The sequence below is a fragment of the Duganella flavida genome (assembly GCF_009857445.1).
GTDB classification, from domain to species: domain Bacteria; phylum Pseudomonadota; class Gammaproteobacteria; order Burkholderiales; family Burkholderiaceae_D; genus Rugamonas; species Rugamonas flavida.
This window is the reverse complement of record NZ_WWCN01000003.1, coordinates 261,791-280,997: the sequence shown is the minus strand read 5'-3', so window position 1 is coordinate 280,997 and position 19,207 is coordinate 261,791. Positions and strand designations below refer to the sequence as shown.

Here is a 19,207-nt window from a genome sequence, read left to right as displayed (position 1 = left end):
ACATTGGCGCCGCAGCAGGTTGAACAATTCATGATTACAGACCCTTCCATTAACCGCGTCGCGACCAAACACAGTAAGCGATTTTTAACCGGGGTGCATTCGGCGTCGAGAGATACAGGAAGTAACTGAGATGGTAATTTGGGCCTATACCAATTTTCTCGCATCCGCTTCGGATATTTAACGCACCGCTGCGCAGGGCAATTTTCAATTTCTACTCTTAGTCGCACAAGCCTGTGGGAGGTCTTTTTTTAGTCTGATCTAGTACGCCTCAGCCGGAGAATCCGGCCTGCAGAGAGTCGATATAGTGCAGCACATCGCCTGTTCGGCCTTCTGACGCCAACTCGTAGCCAGTCTTATCACCAAAAGGCTCAATAGGTGTATTTTTGAGCCAAAATAGTGCGCGTTCAACACTTTGTGCAACGCCAGTTGCAGCACAGGTAATTTGAAGACTTTCGCGCAAATGGCGTTGAACCACTTCGTCGCTCGGCGTCTTGCAGAGCTTTTCCATCGACACTTGCGCAGCACCGGCCAGTGCCGTGAGATTCATGCTGAATACGCGCGCGAAGCGGATGGGGGATATAACGCCATCATCATCAAGAAGAAACACCTGAAGCTGCTCGAAATCTTGTCCAAATACAGGGATCGCTTCCGTTCGACCGCTCATTATTCGTCCTCCGCAGATTAACTATCTTAGCCTCGACTCTAGCATAAACAGATTTTACTCCACGACCATCATATTGGAATCGCCCTATCTGCATCGAACTTGTGGCCGCCAGTGTGTCAACCTGACGTAAATGGTTTCATGGCCTCAAGGTGACGATAAGCTATACCCTTGAACTCATCAGATATTCTGGAATCCTTCAGGACATTTGACCAAAATTGGATCGCAATGCCATAGCATAGAGGGAGATGTTTAAGTTCTAGATGCCTCAAATAGGCTGGCGTCCACACACGGTCAACTATTTCCCCATCAGAATTGGGGCGATATAGCATTGGAAGCATGTCGTAAGCATCAAGCAAGCGGTGTTTCTTTTCTAGTGTCCAAGCGACGGCTATATTGCCGTGATGCTTATCGGTATTTCCAATTAATGACCCAAAAAGATCTAGAATCTCCACCGTGACAATATCTTCGTCCGGTAGCTCTCCCATGCGGCCAAGCTCACGCGCAACAGCCGTCCAATTCTGGTCCATCATGCCCAGATCACCGTCAAGAGCTGAGAAACTCGCCATTGGGCAGCGTCCCCTCAATCCAGCTCGATCAAATCGAACGACTTCGAGGAATACACGTTCATCCAATTCTAGGATTGAGGTTTGCGCAGCGGCGATTCCGTTACGAGCTAGTACGGCCAACGCCAGGTGCTCACATATGAGCAGGTCTCCCCAGCGTCTTCCCGACGGTGTGCTAGTTTTTGGGGAGAATTTCACGATTACATGCTCCACCAAGTCCTCCGTGCCTTGGCGACGAATTACTGCAGTAAACTTCGGCTGCTCTCCTCCTGCTGAGGCCGCTGGAGCCTCTCCTTGCATGGAGTTTTGCGCCAATACCGGATAGCGAAGTGCACGATTTTCATCGGCAATGATTGACGCTTCTTCTGTTGCGATGGAATTGATATATCTTGCGTAGGACTCATTCCCTAAAATCAGATCGCCCACAGCATTTTCACTCCGCTTGGAGATGTACTGAAGGACCTGCTCATCTGTCCAACGGAGAATGTTGTTTTGCAAATCCAAGTCGCGATGTTTGCCAGGCGCCATACGCCCCAGAAAGCCTTGTGGACGCAAATCTCGAAAGAAGAAAGGCGTGCCTTTATACACTTCATAACGAGTACCCGCCATTGAGGTCATTGCATAGAACTCACCTTGTAAAACATCAAGATACCCTATTGGATCGACCCGCCCCTCCGCTGAGACACGAAACACAGGGATGGGAGCATCGACTCCTGAAACATGGCGCCTCGATGCATATTGCCTTGCTTTGCCCGCCCCCAGCACAACACCACCTCGAATACTAGTCCAAAGACGAGAAAAGGTTGACTTGCTGACGTCAAGTTCCTTTAGGAAAAATGCCGCTTTCTCTGGCCCCTGTTTCAGAAGCAAGTCTAGTTTGTCAGCGTTTGAAGTTTTTCTCACGATTCTGAATCACTAAATTAATATGGAAAATCATTTTATTCTCATAGTAGATTTCCCTGTTTTTGAATAAATATTTGAATAGAAAAAATGGCACAAAATGATCTATTAAAACAATCAAGCAGGTTGGCACAGTAGGCAAAACAATAAAATCACACTAGAGTTTGAATGTTCACTATGGCGTACAAACCGATAAGTTATGTATCGCAAAGTGTACATTTCGCTTAATAAAGAGTATCGTTGACCAGACTTTGCGGAAGGAACCTCTATGAATCTAATCGAACAACTACGATTGCGTCGTGCAAACCTGCAGCGGACCCAGGAATATCTCTCAGAGACTACAGGCATTAATCGGCCGCGCATCGCTGCCGTGCTGTCGCCCAATAGCAAAATTGATGCGCGTGTTTCCACAATTGATGCTTTGGCTGCTGGACTAGATGCCGAGTGGGTACTAGTCCCGAGGCACTTGATCCTAGATGTAAATCGCCTGCTGCAAGGGAAGTCCATTGGGCCGGACAACGTTCCCTCGGCGATGGAGCGACTGTTAGGGTAGTATCTAACCCCAGTAGATTAATGTCACCGGTCTTTGGACCATTGATGCGCCGAAGAAACAGTGCTGGCTACATCAGTTACTGCCGTCGAGATATCGCGCGTTGCCCCGCTTTCGACCAGCTGTTTTACATGCTGAAGCGTCTGTCGCATGTTGCCCGTAAAGGCAGCATCCCACTCTGCGGCAGTGCCCCCCAAGATCTTGGTGTCGCCGGTAAGCACTTTCACCTGGTCAAATCGGATAGACTTCGGCACCGAACCCTTACCTTTCATCTCTACTGTGTATTCTGATTAATGTACTTCCTCAGACGACGACCTGGCTATTCTTTACTGCATGGCTCATCATCGGACTGGTCATCTATTTCGTCTACTCGCGCCACCGCTCAGCGCTTCGCCGCCAAAAGTGAAATGCTGGCCTGCACTTGTTGCCGCTCAACTGCATCAGCAATAGTGAAACAGCTAGCTAGCGCATTGATGTCGCACCGCGCCATGCCTGCATACCGGAATTCATCACGCCAGGTGGATGTGACGTCCTTCAGCTCGCTGATGATTTCAAGTGCTTCAGACTGCGTCAGTAGAAAGCGGCCGCATTGCGAAAGTGCGTTCACGATCGTGCTCGCTGGTCCGAACTCACCGACTCCAATGCTCTGCGGTCGGTTGGCAGCGTCAATATGGGGTACGATATCGAAGGCTGGCGAAAGACGGTACTGGCCATGTTGGTGCAGCAGGAAAGCGTGATTCCGCAAGTGGTCGTCAACATTGCCCACCATGATATTGAACACCATGCGCCGGTATAGTTCATGCGCATCCGTACGAGCATCCGCGCCATAGAGCCGCAATACTTCGGCGATTCCCGCGTACGAGAAACTGGTCACGTACTCGCGACCATGAGGACTAAGCGGCTTCGGATCGAGAAAGCTATGTGCGCTTGCGTAGTGAATACGACTCCCCTCCACGCGATCAAATCGATCAATGAGCAGAACAGAACGCTTCCCAATATTGATGAGCTCGAAACTGGGTACATTGATACCTGCCTTGGTCGCCAGCCTCAGCGTGGCATACTCTGCGGCTGGTACGTCGAACAAATCATTTAATCTGCTGAACTTAGCAATGTGTTCTGTGCCATCATGCATGACCACCGTCTTAGGGCGCGCACCGCCCAGGCTACGGCCAGGGGAAAGAAGATGTGCAGTTTCTGCATCGATTCGCATCGCCGGATTATCCGTGTATGCCTCCACTTCTTGCAACGCTTTGCCTGAAAGTGCGCGGGAAGATTGAATATCGTCGTTGAGCTGCGGCGGCGTGCTGGGATCAGTCGAGAAGCCAAGGCAGCCGGAACCGTGATGGGACGAACTAAGGAACCATTCAACCAGGTTCTGTGGCGCGCGGCTATTTGATTCACGTAACAGTTTGATAGTGAGCTGAGCGCCCCAAGCGTTCGGGCCCGCATCGGAGAAAATGCCATACGTTCCATCCCCTCTACGAGGGACAACGATTTCAGGTGTTTGCAAGGGCACATGGATTGGATCAAGTGAAAACGCGTGCGAAGTTTGCAGATATTGCGATCCGTATCCGAAGCGCCCGTCGCCGTGCATGTCGATTTCGAAGTGTCCGATCGGGATCGATGCATCAGGATGAGAACAGTCGAAGACGATACAGGACTCAGCAGTCATTAGAACTTTCGCGCAAGAGATACATCGACGCTCGAACGGACCCATAAAGTGATCATGCGTCCTTGATATTTGCAGTGATCATTCGCGGTAGTTTCAGGAACTGGCATCGGCGACTTCAGACCGAGCCGGAAACTCACACGGTAACTCATTGCGCGGGCTAGCGTAATTTTGCCTCATCGGGAATATCCCATTCGAGCAAAACGGCGGTTCTGCGAATGACCCAACGCATGTCGGAGTCGGTTCCCCAACCAGCCTGAAGTAGTCTGTCTAAATACTGTTGAAGGATTTCATGCCGGGACAGATGAGAATACTTCCCTTTTTCAGTTATTCTGCATCTCTCAACAAACTGATGCGCGAGATCTTCGGCCACCTCCCAGCGCGATAGTACCTCTGGCGGCGCTGTGCCTGGCTCGTAGTACTTGCCGCCGTATGAGACCAAGGCCACCTTGGGATTTGCTCCGCTAAGCGCTGCCCCCCGCGGCTGGGCCGGAAAGTCCATTGGAACGAACACACGCCGCAGCTCAATATCGAGTGTCGACGTACGGCTGCAGCCAATACTGCCGGCGAATGCAACAATGGACTCGATTAAATTAGACACTTCTTTCATATTCGCATCTGGAGCGAGACAGATGCGCGCAATTAGATCCGCTGTTGCATGACTCAGAAATGCGGAGATGATCGGCGCCATATTGGGCGCGCGCTCTTTCTGCTGCAAGGCACGAATAAGCTCAATAGCTGTAACGGTTGGGACAGTGCCGAGTGATGAGATCACTTTTTGGACATCTTCTTCGACTGCCTGCTGTGAAAGTACCTTTTGCATTTCGACCTTTACCGTGAGTTGATTTGTATGCGACGCGAACTTTGGATGGCTGCATCAAGTATCGCCGCCAGGGTAAATGACCTCTCCGCAAAGGTTGACGATGCTGCGGAAACCCACCGCCTGCCATGGACTTGACAGGTAACTGATCGACTGGTGTAAATGCCCGTGAAATGCCTTCGCTACACGCATGCGCTGGGCGAGTTGAGTAATCGTATTGAATCCAAGCTCGTGCAGATCAGGTGCTTCATGAGTAACGAGTACATCCGCCGAATGTTGGGAGAGCTCAAAAACATCAGCGGGAAAAATCGTCGTACGGTGCCGCAGTGGTAAGCCGCCTCGGAACAGATTTCCTTTGCCGAGCGTTTTTGCGTATTCGGCCCCGCTGAATAATGGATCGACCACAGTCTGATTGCGCGGGTTCCAAGGCTTTCTGAATACGCCCCCCAGACCGGCGATGCGCACGCCGGCTACCTTTGCAATAGTGCTGTGCAGGTTTAGAAATCCGCTGGCTGTTAGATTGTCCCAATTCGATTCGGAATCACTGTCGTGATTGCCGGGGATATACGCTACTTCGATATGCTCAGGCAAATCTCCGAGCTCGTCTTGCAGCGGACTTGGACAATCAAGGTCCCCCAGGAACACAATGCCGTCTGGCCGCAACTTATGTGCCGCAGACACGATATGTGCAAACTTGCCGTGGCAATCTCCAGCAAACCAGATCTCCGGCATGTTCTTTTGGGTGTGCACAGCTCCTCCCATTATCGATTGCGTTTGCCTGTACTGCCGGCCCTACGTCGCGCCGCTCGGAAGTGTCCGTCGGCATGCAAATCCATTTTAAAAATCATATCTTCGACTTTCGTCAAGGCTCTACCTCTAACTTTATCGAGCAGGCCCGGCCATTTCTTGGCGTGACCATTGTCTTGATAGAATTTTGTGGCACCGCTGATTTGTTGCTCAAGAGCGTTCCGGATAAAAAGAGTACGCGTGCCGGCATGCGCTGGGTTGTTTAGGTGCTTTGGTTCAGTAGCCGATGCGAGCTCATCGAGCATCGCTTCGCAGAGCTGCCGATATGCTATCGCAATTGCCTGCCACACGATTTTGTTTGCGTAGACATCAGCAACCGCTGCGTATAATTTATCATTTTCGTCTTCTGCTCGGTTGGCGCGGTCTACTGCTCCCATTGCCAATCCGAGATAGAGATGGCTTGTGTCACGACCACCTGAATCATTTCCCCACATCGACATAGCTACCCCTCAACAGCTCAAGGAAACGGCCGCCCAATAACGGGAGGCCGGCGTGATTAATTTGCCGCGGTTGTGAATTTCCAAGACTTTGACAGCGCAGTGCCATTTACGGTGCCAGAGAACGAAACGGTATAAACTGTATTCGCGGCCATCCGGGCCACAGGGACAATGGTGAGCGCATATGCAGCCATATGATCGTCTGCTGTCAGCTCAGGACCGGTCGATGTAAAAGTGCCGCTAGCTGTATTTGCTAGAATGCGCGCCGACAAAGCTTGCCCACCGGCCGGAGTTATATTCAATTGTGTGACGGCGATAGCTGGCTTTACGCCAGACGCTACGAAGGATTTGGTTTTGAAATTTAGAGTAACTGGCGTACCAAGCTCCTGGTATTGGGGAAGCGGTATGGGAGATTCGGCCTGGTTGTAGAAGACAATTGGAACAGCAGTCTGGTCTGCATACGGGTAGACGCGGATTGTGCCGTCAGCCGGCAACTGCTCTGCTTTTGACGTGGCCATTGAGAAGTCCGCGACGCATACCGTATATTTGCCGTAAATCGGATCATCTTTCGTATTAAGCGCGGAGATACCGATGTCGCGCATGCCCGAAAAGAGGACTCCGATGTGGTAAACGCTATTTGCCCAGCTCGCGGTACAGCCCGCGAAGTTGCTGGCGCCATTTGTGCCGAAAATAACTTCGTCGACATATGCGCTTGAGTATCCCGCAGCCTTCGCGCGTGCAGTTGCATCAACGCCGGTGAATCCCATCTTGCCCTCTGCCTCGCTATGCAGGCTAACGATGGTATTGATGTCGAGGTAGTTCCAATGAGCGAGCGCCGACTTGTCGAGAGCGCCATTCTGGCTGAGCAGTCCAGATCCCACTTTTTCACGAAGTGCATTTACAGCGTTGAATACGACTAGATTCCCACTGTCGCTTGAGTAGTTTGGAACGGGCACGCTTTGGACTAGCTCGTTCGCATTGACTGCGGGCGGCGTTACGATTGGCGTCACATTCGGTTGCTGAGCTGGTGTCGAGCCACCACCGCAGGCTGTCAGTGTTACCGCTACGAGCAGCATAAAGTTGTTCTTACTTCGCAAAGTACATCCCTCTCTTGGAAATTGAGCTATCAAGCTCGTCTACATAAACCGCAGGGTGCTTCTCAACACCTCGCAGCAAAAGGTTTTTGGGGCAACGTCAGGACCAATTGGCGCGCACTCATTCCGATCGTCTGGCCTGTGCTAATGAACGACTCCGGTAAACGTTCAATGATCAATGAAATTTCATTGGCGGCGAGGGATTTCCCCCGAAACTATGAGTTACTTCTCCTTTCCATTTAGCTCACCCTACGCAGAATAACCAAGCTATCTTCGCCGTCGATCGCCCATGAAACCTGTGAGAGGACGGACCGAAGTTCCATCTCGGTGACGGCTCGCCCATCTTTGCGTCCGACGTGGATGTTGTATTCCGAAATCGCGGAATTAAGGGATGCCCTGTTACTAATCTTGGCATGTAGGTTGACTAGTGCCGTTCCTAAATATCTACGCTCTGCTGGCGTCATTACTTTTCCTCTTTTTGAAGTCTCAATGCCCGAGCGGGCGAGCGATCGAGATGAATATTTTCCTCATAGATGTACGCATTTCAACTGGCCTAAAAGACCTATGTGCTGCGCGGGGTAGCGTGGATAAGTAATTTAAAGTCAACAAAGTCATAGAGCTGGCCTAAGAAAAACCGAAATAACGGATATATCCGCTAGATTAGGCGAGAGTATATCGCGATCATCGACGCGTGACTACCCTATCAACAAAACGGCGGCAGCCTCCCTTAATCGCAATGGGTAAGACGGTTAGGGCGATACGAATGGAGCGAAAGCTAACTCAGGAAGGATTGGCGCAAGCTGCCGATCTTAACCTTAGTTACGTCTCGGCCATTGAGAGGGGCGACAACAATCCCACACTGCTCACTCTCATTGCGTTAGCTAAAGCATTAAACGTCACATTGCTACAGTTGCTTGAAGATACCGGCCTCTGACTTAGCTCTTTCTGGGATATATTTGTTCGTTTGCTTGCCGGGTTGCCCCTCTCGAATCCCCCCCCTCCAGGTTCTCGCGAACGCCGCGCCCCTGTCGTATGATCCCTCGAATCCCAGATTTTTCAGATCTTCGTGAATTTGTTCCAGCGTGCGCCGCTGCTTATGTGATCGCGCCGCCTCGGTATTGAGCATTGCCGAAAGTTGGAAAGCGTATTGGTGGATGGCGCTTTTGGAGCGTTGCTCGGCGTAGGCCGGCTCGATGGTTTCCGAGCGCAGGTAGCGCCGGACGGTGTTTCGCGAGATGCCCAAACGCCTTCCGTCGGCAGACCAAGGCGGAGAACGTGCGCCAGATGACGTGCATCGGACTCGTCGTCGCGATGCTAGAGACCAGCATATTGTTTTATTTCAGTGGTGTTGGTCAAGTGAAGCGAATATCCGGATGCCACCAAGCCATCGACCAGCCAGTACCAGTTGTACGTGCACTCCACGACTACGCCAGATAGCTCTTGCTGATACGAGCCGAGCGCTGTGCAGACGGTTGCCAGATCGTTGGGCAACCGGTTGGAATACACCACCTTGTCGTTGTCGTCGGAGACGACGATAACAAGGCAGTTGTTGGAATGAAGATCAATGCCACAAAATAACATGACGTCCTCCTCGATAAGTTCGGAGTCGTACCGTGACTTTATTCCCCAGCCTGGCCGAAGGGAGGACGCCTAGATGATTATCAGTTTTGGATGCAAATCAACATGCGTAGCATACGATGAAATTGATGCATTTCGTTAGGCGACATTCGTTAAGGCTGCGGACTGTCTAGGAGGATGGTGGGGATTCAAACTGCTACTATCGAGAACCAAGTTCACCCGGCGCTTTGATGTTTCGCTTAGAGCTATTCTCACTCGTATGGACGGTGCGCGGCATTTTCCTCGCACGTCCATCCCCCGTAACAAGTACCTGTGCTTCCCCAAAGGGGGCGTCGACACAACTTAGAGTTCTGATTCTCAGTTCCCAGAGCAGCCTACGCGAGTAACGCTGGAAGAATATTGAATATGGTTAATTCAATTTTACTATTTTTCTTTCGAATTCTAAACGGCGGAATCCAAGAGCGGGATGGAATATAAAATCGGAATCGCTGGTCATCTAGTCGCGCTGTTTTTAATTGAATGCCAAAAGGTAAATTCCCGATGTACTCTTGTGTTTTTTCATCTATTACGTTACCGGATATCTTTAAATTCAAGTTCTCACAAATTTCGTTAACTTGAACTAATATCCTGGCGAACTGCCACGTTGACAACGACATAACAATATCTATGACCTGTTCCTGGATTAGGTCATCTTCTACTAGAATTTGTGCTCCTTTCAATGATTTTAATACATCAAGCCGCATACTCAATCGCAGCTCTGATTCATCTTGGAAAGCGTTGATAAGTTTCTGTACATTAGTGGAAAATGATGAATTGGCGTAATAGTCAAGATATTCTTCTCTTGCAGAAAAGCGTGTCATGGAATAAGTTGGGTTTTTCGGAGATAAGCCAACAACTTCGCACTTACGTGAAAGCTCCCATGCTTGGGCCTTTTTATAATCCTCTAACTCAGCTTTAAGTGTAGCTGCGTTACTTGGCAATAGAAAAGCAATAGCCGTTGCTCTTTCCTTGGGGTAATTTCCAAAAAGGCTTTGGTTTTCCGGATTTTCTCGAATTTCTCCTTGGCTGAGTAATTCAAGGATAATCCTATAATCCTTTATCTCCGTTTCACATGGAAAACTATAAAAGCCAGAAGCAATTTTTTTTAACCGCTGAGCAACGGCATCGAGCGTGCCAAACCTATTAATCAAGACATCGCGTGATAACGTATTCCACTTTTTGCTGGCGTCACTTAATTCGCCAGCAATTGCCATACCACATGATCTACAGACAAAAGCAACTGTTTTCGGAAATGTAGGATGGCCAAAGAAAATTGGATTTAGACAGTGTTGGCATCTGCATTGAAGCCGATTTTCATGAATCGGACACAGGTTTAATCCGGCGATCTGAGGTAGTTCAGACCAGTATCCACAAGAAATGCACTCGGGGCATATGGCATGCGAAAAGTGTGCTGCGTCCCACAGCCAAATGTCGGGGGCTCGATAACGCTCTTCCAAATTTTCATATAGCCGAGCGTGTAAATTCGCACGTTCGTGCATGCATGAACTAGTGTTGGAAAGTAATCTATAATCTGAAATGCAAATAGCATTTATCCACGCAATTTTTTGATACATCGAAACAGGCGACTCGAATGGGTTTGACCAAGCTGGAACCCAATATCGTAATGATTCAGTAAGATGATTATGTTTCGACATCGGAGCCATCTCCTGCGTTGCGAGCAAGCTGCTTAAGATACCCAGATTGATCCAAGATTTCAGCCCACCATTCTTCTGTATTTACATCATCAATACTGGAATTCGCCGCTATATTAGTTAACGCACATTGTATTATTTTCACCAATGATTTCATTCCGACCATTGGATTTAATTGCAAACTATTAGCAGCGCTTGTGATTGCCTGCCATGCGGCTTTTGCGAAATTCTCTAGTCGCAAGCCAGATCTGTACTGATTAAATGCAAAGACGGCAGTTATACATATTCCGCTCCCACGAGGAAATTCCATCTTATTATGATTATCGTAGCACTCAAGTACCTGACGAAAAGAGTCTTCGCAACTTACTCCCAGAAGCGCGATGGGATCTTCTAAAAATCGTCCAACGATTTCTTTTTTCTTCTTTGACACGAAATTGCTTCGAAGTTCCAGGATTTCTGGTTGACCTATCGAAAATACTATTGGAGCCATACCTAGTCTCTCCAATTCGTTCGTCAGATCCATCAGGAAGAAATATCTCTTTCCTGTCATTTTATGTGCCTCATCGATTGTTATCAAAACGCGTGGCTCTTGCCTTTGTGATGTTATTACAAGTAATCTTCGGGAAATGTCTGAAACATAATCACCAGTACTTTGTTCATCGTCAAGGGAAATCAGACCTGCCCTTTCAAAATACATAAAAAAGTTTGCAGCACTATCTCTTGCGATAGTGCCCATAGAAATATCAATTGTAGTCAACGATTTATTTTTCCTTTTTAGTTCATTGATAACATATTCCTTGGCCGTGGTTTTACCGAATCTAGAAGTTGACCAAACACATATACCAGTTTCCATATTATTTACATCATTAGAAACAATTTCAAATAGTTCAAGCATCATAGGAGTAACTACCATATAGTCACGCTTCGCAATTGGGAATCGATATTTTTTATCGGATTCAGAGTTTTCAGAAAAATCATTCATTTCTACTTCTCCTCATATTTTCCAAAGCTTTACGTGCGAGGCGGGCCCGCTCTATGGCACTACTTTTTTGGTTGCCTTGCTCTTTAGATTTTTCTTCTTCGTATTTTTTAGATTCGATATCTAAGACGGGGACTTTTGCTGCCTCCATATAGCGAGCTAATTTCAATCCGGCATCTACCACTTTTCCATTCTTTTTCTTTTCTGCCTCGTTAAGCACTCGCCTCCCTAAATCCTCCAAGAAGCTCTGGGCGACAGTTGCTTTCTCGCCGTAATGGCCAAATTTCTTATCCTTGTCTTTTTCAATGGCTTTCCTTAACTCAGAAGTATGATCGAAGCCACCCCAAACACCATCCGCAATCAATTCACCTAAAGGCTTACCGTTACGCAAGAATGCTGAAAGTGTTCGCACATTGGGCGATATATGTACAATTATTTTTTCACCAAGTAAATCAGCCCTTTTCGCCAATATCTGATTAGTATATTTCCCGTTTCTATTTATGTAAAAATTGGGATTTTGTTCAGAGCGACGTTTTACGGTTGCATATTCTATTGACGTGCCAATCTCTGGCGTGTTTGCTGTCGGTGGCGGGAGGCGTCTTAATATTGGCCGCGTTGGGCCGTGAACATAATTTTGAATTACGTCGATCCGACGTTCGTACAGCGTTCCTGCTGAGTTAGCAAGAGTAATGGCACCTAACGAGCTGTAAAATAGTTTACAAAGTACGGGGAGGTCAATATACCAATTCCCTGCCTCCTGTGCTGGCTGGGATCGGCCATCATGACTGCTTCCGGCACCTGTAAAGGATGGAGTCGCGCTGAAATATTGATTTACTAAATTTCCAAAAGTAGATTCGATATTTGGTCGTGCGCTCCAGCTACGCAAGGGTCCGAAACAGGTCTGGCACCCAAGTCTTTTTTCAGCTTCGAAATACGCGTTGCTTACATGGATTTTTGCATTGTCCAAATGCATAACGTCCCATACCGCACCTTTTACCTCTGGCAAATAGTCCGACGCACGAAAAGACGGAGCTGGTTCGCCGTTCGGTAGCATCACAGGTTCATCTACAATGGCGCTTCTAATTGCTGCGATCAACGCGGATTCACTCGCCTCAATGCCAAGGTGCACCGTAGCCCCAAGGGGGATACCCGTGAATTTATCTATTATTACAATTCCTACCGCCCTGGGCGTCGGTATAGTTTTCAAAACTCCATCAATAATTATATTTACGCCTGCAATCCCGTGTAGTTTATGCTCATCACATTCAACCTCTTCAAATGGGCGCCTGCCTTTAAAAAATTTTGATTTGCCACTCATCACGTCGAAATTAGTTTTTGCGACTTCATTAGAGCCAGCCAAAACTCCCTCCTTGAAATTATTGCTCTTAATTTGTTTTATTGCTCTACCTATACTAGAATATGCTGGACGGTTGGTGTTGAATGGATAATCAGTTCTTAAATATCCACGCTCCGTCAAGATCTTTGTAAGTTCTTTCTGCAATTCCAGCGCAGTAATTTTTGCTGGATGTGGGCCTGGGCCTAGTTTGAGAACCCGAGATTCCAACCAACCCCACAAATCTTCTTTATCCATTAGTTTTTTAAAGGCACCTGCACAGTCTCCACATGTCGCCTCACTTCCAACTGGTAGATCTTTTGTTCTGCGTAATTTTTTAACATGTAAATTTGGAATGAGTGCTCGAAAACCGAAAGGTATTCCATCATCATCCAATTCAATAGCTCGCCAAATTTGCGACTGCAAATGGCTTATGTTTATTTTATATGCACTTTTAATATAGCTTACTGGGCACCCAGATATATAATCCTTTATCGCCGAAGCATAACTATTGTATCTTTTCTTGTCTTCTTCACTCATATCTTCAATATTGGGAACAATCCATTTTTCGGTTAATGATTGATCCGGGGACAAACGTCGCCTTGAAACTCTTCTCAAGTGTTGCTTGCCATTAGTGCTATTCATGACAACCTCCCTTGAACCAGCGTGCCAAATCCTAATTCGTTGAAGTCCATGTCAGTTAATACTTCACGCTTTTGAGAAAGAAGAAAAACAGATGCAATTAGAAGCGATTGGTCTTTTGATTGAAGCAATGAAAATATACTTTCAAGAGACAACTCGCCTTTCTCTGCTAATAGCGATTTGATATCTTTAATGTACGGAGAGAGATCGTAGTTGAGCGCACTTTTTAAATAACATAGTCCGCGCCTCCAGTTTTTAAGCAAGGTTGCTTTTTTATCTAAGTATTCATAAGTGATTATCCTGGATGTAACACCATCAGGTATCTGAAAATTCTTACAACTTTTTCTTTTTGAATTGCTGAAGAATTCATTCGACAGAAAATACCAAATGATCGAGCTATTTTCGCAAATGCAAATAGCATCGGGATCTTCACTTTTGACTAACTCACTCTTTTTTCGCGCCACTAGTTGATTGAGCGTATAGCTCATGATTTCAGGATCTGCTTCAAGTAAGATAAGAAGCTGAGCGATGGGCATAGATTTGAGAGCAAACTCGAAACCTGCTTTGGAAGCATAACCTGTCCAGATATCGTATTTCAGAGCGCCTCTTTGCTTTTCAAGGAAACGAACTTCCACTGCGGTAGGATTGACTAAGCGTTGCATACGCCCTCCCCTAAAATTAGGGCGTAAGAGGTCTTCCTCTTGACATTTAGACGCTTGTCGACTAAAGTCAAAAGAGCAAAAAAATAGTTCTATGTTGAAGAAAAGCATTGCCGTGCTGTTCTTCATGCCTTAGTAGTATTTTATTTTCGAAGTCCCTCTTAGCGCGAATGGTCGGCGGATGCCGACCATTTTCATTTATACAGCTGAAAGCATATCAGTCAAGATAGTTTCAGAGTGAGGGGATTTTTTTACTTATATAAAGCAAATTTGACATTAACAAAGGTTAATTGTTGGAGATTCGCAACAAATTTTCTCTACGGAATTTTCGGGATATGCCCAAACTTTGCTCATACAAAAAAGCGATTTAGGTCAATCCCCGTTTTTATCTGCACAGTTTACGCTATTACGTAAAGGTTAACTTAGATCATTTGCATTAATAACCTTTTATATTCAATTATTTGCGAACGATTTTGAATAAAAAAGCGAGTAATTGTTTTGAGCGTAAATTGTGATTACGCTCTGTTTGGTCACACTGCACTGCCCGCGACAGCAAGCACCACGAAGGTTTCGCAAGTGCCAATAGCTGGTGCGGATCGCGCACATTCACTTGCCCCATTTATTCGCCTTTCGGCCCGAGACCGAGAACGCTCTGCCAGATAGAACACAGCAGCGCGTAATCCTGGCGACCGCGCACGACTACATGGAAATGCAGCGCACCGCGCTCCTGCTCCTCAATGACGGCCAATCGGAAGTGTCCGTGAACTCGGGGAATGTCAGGCTGTCCACACAGCGTAATCCTTTAGACACGCCTTTTACAGCGAGATAAGTGTGGCCGAGCAGCAGCCCTATCTAACGGACAGCGGTAGCGCACCCCTGCCCTAATCCGACATCCGAAAGTTACCCTACTCAGTTCGCAGGACTGCCGCCGCCTTACACACCCTGCTACTAAGTGGGATTTGAAAGCCGCGAACATATCCGCATGGTCCCTGCTCTCTGCCACTGGTCCCTTTGCATTCTGAGACGGACAGGCGACAAGTTGGTCAAAGCCGCAACCAGCTTCCAACGCAATTTTTTACTCAGGCGAGCCCCGGCATGAAGCCGGGGCCTTCATCTCACGCGACGTGCACTGTGGCTGGCGCCGGCGCAGCGGGGAAGTAACTGCCGCGTGCAAGCAGACGCAATGAGCCCCACGCAACGTACAGCACCAGAACGAGAGTGGCGGCGAAGGCGAAGGCTGCAACTCCTTCCAGCGGGAGGCTATGGTCGCGTTCTGCCATCAGCATGAGGCCTTGGCCTAACGTAGCTAGCCCGAAGGTATATGCCCAGTACCCCGGAGCGAAATCCTGTTGTCCCAGCCACTTCATCGCAAAGGCCAAGCCGGCGAACACGAACAGCGCATACCCGGCGAGGGCGTAAGTGACAGCTGCGTTAGCGTCGGTGCCGCTCAATACTTGGTAGGCCACGAGTGCCACGACGGGTGGAGCAGTGTAGATGCCCATGAAGTTGCGAGTCTTGTCGGCCAGGCCGCCAGTCATCAATTGATGCGTAAGCGACGAGTCCAGGATGAGCCAGGAGATGCCGCCAATACCGAACAGCATCCAGCCGTAGTTGGTATATCCAAAAATACCCGCAGCCAGTGCGTTCACCAGCATGCTGGCGGTGTACGGCAGGTACAGGGGCGGCACCACCTGCGCCGGGTCGCGTTGGTGCGTCCAGTTAGCAGCCAGCCTCCAGATCCCATATGTCAAGTTGGCGGCAGAGCCAACCCAAAAGATAACAACGGCCAACTGCTGGCCATAAGGCTGCAGAGCCAGCGCGACTAAAATGACCGACTCTGGAATCAAGGCGAGGAAGGCGGACTGGACGGGGTCACGGGTTTCAGCCGAAGCAGCGCCGCGATGCACCAACCACTTTTGCACGTAGAGCGCAGCGAATACGACAAAGGACAGCATGGCCAGCGCTTGGAGCAGCTCGCCTGCGAACGGCGGCAGTGCCCACAGGTTATGGGCAAGGCGCCAAGCGTTCCCAGTCTCGGCAAGACCTAACGTCAGGGCGAAAAAAGAAGCCGGTAAAAGTTTCGTTTTCATGATGGGCAATTTGGTGGGTTTCGATGAATTGATAATAGGCTCTAATCCTTCCGGCATAAATCAGCACGTAGAGTCAAATTCCGCCAAATTTGCATCTATTTAGGACTCCGCATATTTCGGACGAGAGGCCTGCCAAATCGAAGAAACACAGGTAAAGCGCGCACTAGCTGACGAGGCGGGGCAATGTCATTTATCATTTCACGACCGCAGCCTTAGGATTCAAACACATCGGATACATCGCGACAGTGCCGCTAGCCCTGGTACTAAGGGCACACTTGAGCGACTACCTCCGCAAAGGAAAATAGCAGATAGCCATGAAAACCATTTTCCATAACTTCGCAAATGCTGCGCGTTCGCAAACACCACTCATCGTTCGGAGCGTCAGATGAAGACGGTTGCGCTCGTCCTGGTACCAGGGGTTCAGTCCCTCGACGTATCCGGCCCTATGGATGTCTTCGCTGAGGCCAATGACTATGTGAAGCCCGGCGCAGGCTATAAGCTGGTGACAGTGGGCACCGCGCCGTCGATACGCGCCTCTAACGGACAGCTTCTCGGGACAGATTTCGACCTGAGTAATGCTGGCATCGATTACGACGTAGTACTGGCCGCCGGCGGCCCCAAAATTCCAAAGGACGAAAACGACCCAGCACTTTCAGCCTGGCTAAATGCGGTCGCGAAGTCGGTTCCACGCTACGGCTCGATTTGCAACGGTGCGTTTTTACTCGGTCGCGCTGGACTGCTCGACGATAAGAATGTCACCACACACTGGAGCGATATTGCACAGCTCAACCAGCAATTCCCAATGGCCCGTATTCAGGAGGACCGTATTCACATGAGGGACGGCGGGTTGATTACATCGGCCGGCGTTACCGCAGGAATTGACCTTGCGCTGGCACTAGTCGCTGAGGACCACGGGCCAGCAATCTCCCTGACTGTGGCGAAGCGCCTGCTTGTGGTCGCTCAGCGTCAAGGCGGTCAATCACAGTTCAGCCCTTACCTGCAGTCGTCCGCTGCGCCGGAGTCGCTGGCATCACGCGTCCAGAGTTTTGTCATGAATCATTTGGCAGACAACTTATCGGTGGAGTTATTGGCCGACGTAGTCTGCATGAGTTCCCGGCATTTTAGTCGTCAGTTCGCCAAGGAAGTCGGGGTCCCCCCAGCGGAGTTTGTGCAGCGGGCACGTATAGACGCTGCGCGGAATCTCCTCGAGGGAACTGACTTGGCTGTGAAGACTGTCGCCTACCGTTGCGGCTTCGGCAGCGCAGCGAGGTTGCGACTAGTGTTCTCACAGCGCTTTGGCGTGACCCCTAATCAGTATCGCGATAGTTTCCACATGAATCGGGTGCCGTCCCCGCCTTCCGCAGCGAGGGCAAAGCTGTTGCTATAACCGTTCAACACGTCCGGTGCATTAATACAACATAACCAATTTGTAATTTGCAAAATTACAAGCGGTGGCGAGATAATGCGAATCGTTTTTATTTGCATTTAACTACTCCCTGCTTAGATGGTTACCAAGAAACTATGCCTACTGGCCGGCTTGACGGCCTTGCTCACCACGCTGGCTGCCTGTAGCGGCGGCTCGGGTGCCTCATCCACCACGCCCGCAACGCCCGCCACACCGGTGGTTGAAGCCGGCCTTGGCGAAGCTGCCCAGTTGGGCGAGCTGATATTCAAGGATGCCAGCTTGTCCGCCTCGGGCAAACAATCCTGCGCCACCTGCCACGATCCGGCCAACGCTCACGGTCCAAGCAACAACCTGTCGGCCCAACTGGGCGGTGCGAGCGGCGATGTACAGGGCTTCCGTGCCGCGCCATCGCTGCGCTACCTGAACCAGAATCCGGCTTTTTTCTTCGCTGCGGATGGCACACCGACTGGCGGCTTCAACCGCGACGGCCGCGCCATGACCTTGGCCGAACAAGCCGAACGCCCATTCCTCGCGCCGCACGAAATGGACAACGGCAGCAAGCAAAGCGTGATAGATAAACTGAAGAAGGCCGCCTACGTTGAACGCTTCCGCGCGCAGTTTGGCGCCGGCATTCTTGACAACGCCGAGCAAGCTTTCAGCCGCATCACGTTTGCGCTGCAGTCCTACCAGAAGGAAGCGCCGGAATTCCATCCGTTCGATTCCAAGTACGACCTGTTCCTGGCCGGTAAAGTAAAACTGAGCGACCAGGAGCTGCGCGGCCTGGCCCTGTTCAACGATACGGCCAAAGGCAATTGCATCGGCTGCCATTTGAGCGCGCGTGGTGCGGATGGTTCGCCGCCGCTGTTCACCGATTTCACCTTCGATAATCTTGGCCTGCCGCGCAACGCCAAGCTGAAGGCGACTGCCGATCCGGCGTACTTCGACCTCGGCCTGTGCGGCCCGGATCGCACGGATCTGGTGGACAAGCATCCCGACCTGTGCGGCGCCTTCAAAGTGCCGACGCTGCGCAACGTCGCCACGCGCCAGACCTTCTTCCACAACGGCGCCTTCGACAACCTGAAAGACGTGGTGAGTTTTTACGTGCGACGCGATACCAATCCGGAAGAGTGGTACCCGCTCGGTGCGGACGGCGTCGTCCAGAAATTCAACGACCTGCCACCTCAATACCGCAAGAACGTCAACACCACGGAAGTGCCGTACAACCGCCAGCCGGGCATGGTCCCTGCCCTGTCCCCGAGCGAAATCGACGATGTCGTGAAGTTCCTCGGCACCCTGACTGACGGCTACCAGATCAATCCTTAATCG

At 49.7% G+C, this 19,207-nt stretch carries 18 protein-coding genes; 3 read left to right on the top strand and 15 right to left on the bottom strand.

The window, feature by feature from the left end; all coding sequences use genetic code 11:
* Positions 1-268: 268 nt before the first annotated feature.
* The 8 genes from GTP46_RS05825 to GTP46_RS05790 form a co-directional block, all read right to left on the bottom strand.
* Positions 269-664 carry a DUF2384 domain-containing protein gene (locus tag GTP46_RS05825; RefSeq protein WP_161005678.1) on the bottom strand — a complete coding sequence of 132 codons (396 nt, stop codon included), beginning with the start codon at positions 662-664 and terminating at the stop codon, positions 269-271.
* A gap of 116 nt (positions 665-780) precedes the next feature.
* On the bottom strand, positions 781-2,130 hold the full coding sequence (gene yjjJ, locus GTP46_RS05820; RefSeq protein ID WP_161005677.1) for a type II toxin-antitoxin system HipA family toxin YjjJ: 1,350 nt from the start codon (positions 2,128-2,130) through the stop codon (positions 781-783).
* 573 nt (positions 2,131-2,703) lie between these two features.
* Positions 2,704-2,949, bottom strand: coding sequence for a hypothetical protein (locus GTP46_RS05815; RefSeq protein WP_161005676.1), 246 nt, complete (start codon positions 2,947-2,949; stop codon positions 2,704-2,706).
* Positions 2,950-3,059: 110 nt separating this feature from the next.
* Complete coding sequence (locus GTP46_RS05810; protein ID WP_161005675.1) at positions 3,060-4,349, bottom strand: type II toxin-antitoxin system HipA family toxin; 1,290 nt, start codon at positions 4,347-4,349, stop codon at positions 3,060-3,062.
* A 157-nt stretch (positions 4,350-4,506) separates the two neighbouring features.
* Positions 4,507-5,169 carry a hypothetical protein gene (locus tag GTP46_RS05805; RefSeq protein ID WP_161005674.1) on the bottom strand — a complete coding sequence of 221 codons (663 nt, stop codon included), beginning with the start codon at positions 5,167-5,169 and terminating at the stop codon, positions 4,507-4,509.
* Between the two features lie 54 nt (positions 5,170-5,223).
* On the bottom strand, positions 5,224-5,916 hold the full coding sequence (locus GTP46_RS05800) for a metallophosphoesterase family protein (protein WP_161005673.1): 693 nt from the start codon (positions 5,914-5,916) through the stop codon (positions 5,224-5,226).
* Between the two features lie 11 nt (positions 5,917-5,927).
* A complete protein-coding gene (locus GTP46_RS05795) occupies positions 5,928-6,413 on the bottom strand; it encodes a hypothetical protein (protein ID WP_161005672.1) in 486 nt (161 codons plus the stop codon).
* A 56-nt stretch (positions 6,414-6,469) separates the two neighbouring features.
* Positions 6,470-7,486, bottom strand: coding sequence for a CAP domain-containing protein (locus GTP46_RS05790; RefSeq protein WP_161005671.1), 1,017 nt, complete (start codon positions 7,484-7,486; stop codon positions 6,470-6,472).
* 754 nt (positions 7,487-8,240) lie between these two features.
* Between GTP46_RS05790 and GTP46_RS30280 the strand changes: the two genes are divergently transcribed.
* Positions 8,241-8,438, top strand: a complete 198-nt coding sequence (locus GTP46_RS30280) for a helix-turn-helix domain-containing protein (protein ID WP_161005670.1) — start codon at positions 8,241-8,243, stop codon at positions 8,436-8,438.
* Here the strand turns inward: GTP46_RS30280 and GTP46_RS05780 are convergent.
* From GTP46_RS05780 to GTP46_RS05750, 7 genes are all read right to left on the bottom strand, one after another.
* A complete protein-coding gene (locus tag GTP46_RS05780; RefSeq protein WP_161005669.1) occupies positions 8,409-8,747 on the bottom strand; it encodes a hypothetical protein in 339 nt (112 codons plus the stop codon). The two genes, GTP46_RS30280 and GTP46_RS05780, sit on opposite strands and share 30 nt — an antisense overlap.
* 71 nt (positions 8,748-8,818) lie before the next feature.
* Positions 8,819-9,085 carry an IS110 family transposase gene (locus GTP46_RS05775; protein ID WP_161005668.1) on the bottom strand — a complete coding sequence of 89 codons (267 nt, stop codon included), beginning with the start codon at positions 9,083-9,085 and terminating at the stop codon, positions 8,819-8,821.
* Positions 9,086-9,456: 371 nt separating this feature from the next.
* The gene (locus GTP46_RS05770; protein ID WP_161005667.1) at positions 9,457-10,335 is read right to left on the bottom strand and encodes a hypothetical protein; all 879 of its coding nucleotides are present in this window, start codon (positions 10,333-10,335) and stop codon (positions 9,457-9,459) included.
* Positions 10,336-10,762: 427 nt separating this feature from the next.
* Positions 10,763-11,755, bottom strand: coding sequence for an AAA family ATPase (locus GTP46_RS05765; protein WP_161005666.1), 993 nt, complete (start codon positions 11,753-11,755; stop codon positions 10,763-10,765).
* Positions 11,748-13,730, bottom strand: coding sequence for a hypothetical protein (locus tag GTP46_RS05760; RefSeq protein WP_161005665.1), 1,983 nt, complete (start codon positions 13,728-13,730; stop codon positions 11,748-11,750). Before GTP46_RS05760 ends, GTP46_RS05765 begins: the two co-directional genes overlap by 8 nt.
* Entirely contained in the window at positions 13,727-14,389 is a 663-nt protein-coding gene (locus GTP46_RS05755; RefSeq protein ID WP_161005664.1) for a hypothetical protein, read from the bottom strand. Before GTP46_RS05755 ends, GTP46_RS05760 begins: the two co-directional genes overlap by 4 nt.
* A 1,112-nt stretch (positions 14,390-15,501) precedes the next feature.
* Positions 15,502-16,476: an SLAC1 family transporter gene (locus GTP46_RS05750; RefSeq protein WP_161005663.1), complete on the bottom strand. Its 975-nt coding sequence runs from the start codon at positions 16,474-16,476 to the stop codon at positions 15,502-15,504.
* A gap of 385 nt (positions 16,477-16,861) precedes the next feature.
* On the opposite strand from GTP46_RS05750, the gene GTP46_RS05745 reads away from it, so the two are divergent.
* Positions 16,862-17,863, top strand: a complete 1,002-nt coding sequence (locus GTP46_RS05745; RefSeq protein WP_161005662.1) for a GlxA family transcriptional regulator — start codon at positions 16,862-16,864, stop codon at positions 17,861-17,863.
* 117 nt (positions 17,864-17,980) lie between these two features.
* Entirely contained in the window at positions 17,981-19,204 is a 1,224-nt protein-coding gene (locus GTP46_RS05740) for a cytochrome-c peroxidase (RefSeq protein WP_161005661.1), read from the top strand.
* The last annotated feature ends 3 nt before the right edge of the window (positions 19,205-19,207 follow it).

Coding starts and splice junctions, on each gene's coding strand:
- GTP46_RS05760 (WP_161005665.1), bottom strand. CDS start 13,730: ATGAATAGCACTAATGGCAAGCAACACTTGAGAAGAGTTTCAAGGCGA.
- GTP46_RS05805 (WP_161005674.1), bottom strand. CDS start 5,169: ATGCAAAAGGTACTTTCACAGCAGGCAGTCGAAGAAGATGTCCAAAAA.
- GTP46_RS05740 (WP_161005661.1), top strand. CDS start 17,981: ATGGTTACCAAGAAACTATGCCTACTGGCCGGCTTGACGGCCTTGCTC.
- GTP46_RS05765 (WP_161005666.1), bottom strand. CDS start 11,755: ATGAATGATTTTTCTGAAAACTCTGAATCCGATAAAAAATATCGATTC.
- GTP46_RS05815 (WP_161005676.1), bottom strand. CDS start 2,949: ATGAAAGGTAAGGGTTCGGTGCCGAAGTCTATCCGATTTGACCAGGTG.
- GTP46_RS05770 (WP_161005667.1), bottom strand. CDS start 10,335: ATGGCAATTGCTGGCGAATTAAGTGACGCCAGCAAAAAGTGGAATACG.
- GTP46_RS05775 (WP_161005668.1), bottom strand. CDS start 9,085: ATGTTATTTTGTGGCATTGATCTTCATTCCAACAACTGCCTTGTTATC.
- GTP46_RS05810 (WP_161005675.1), bottom strand. CDS start 4,349: ATGACTGCTGAGTCCTGTATCGTCTTCGACTGTTCTCATCCTGATGCA.
- GTP46_RS30280 (WP_161005670.1), top strand. CDS start 8,241: ATGGGTAAGACGGTTAGGGCGATACGAATGGAGCGAAAGCTAACTCAG.
- GTP46_RS05795 (WP_161005672.1), bottom strand. CDS start 6,413: ATGTCGATGTGGGGAAATGATTCAGGTGGTCGTGACACAAGCCATCTC.
- GTP46_RS05750 (WP_161005663.1), bottom strand. CDS start 16,476: ATGAAAACGAAACTTTTACCGGCTTCTTTTTTCGCCCTGACGTTAGGT.
- GTP46_RS05790 (WP_161005671.1), bottom strand. CDS start 7,486: ATGCTGCTCGTAGCGGTAACACTGACAGCCTGCGGTGGTGGCTCGACA.
- GTP46_RS05745 (WP_161005662.1), top strand. CDS start 16,862: ATGAAGACGGTTGCGCTCGTCCTGGTACCAGGGGTTCAGTCCCTCGAC.
- GTP46_RS05755 (WP_161005664.1), bottom strand. CDS start 14,389: ATGCAACGCTTAGTCAATCCTACCGCAGTGGAAGTTCGTTTCCTTGAA.
- GTP46_RS05825 (WP_161005678.1), bottom strand. CDS start 664: ATGAGCGGTCGAACGGAAGCGATCCCTGTATTTGGACAAGATTTCGAG.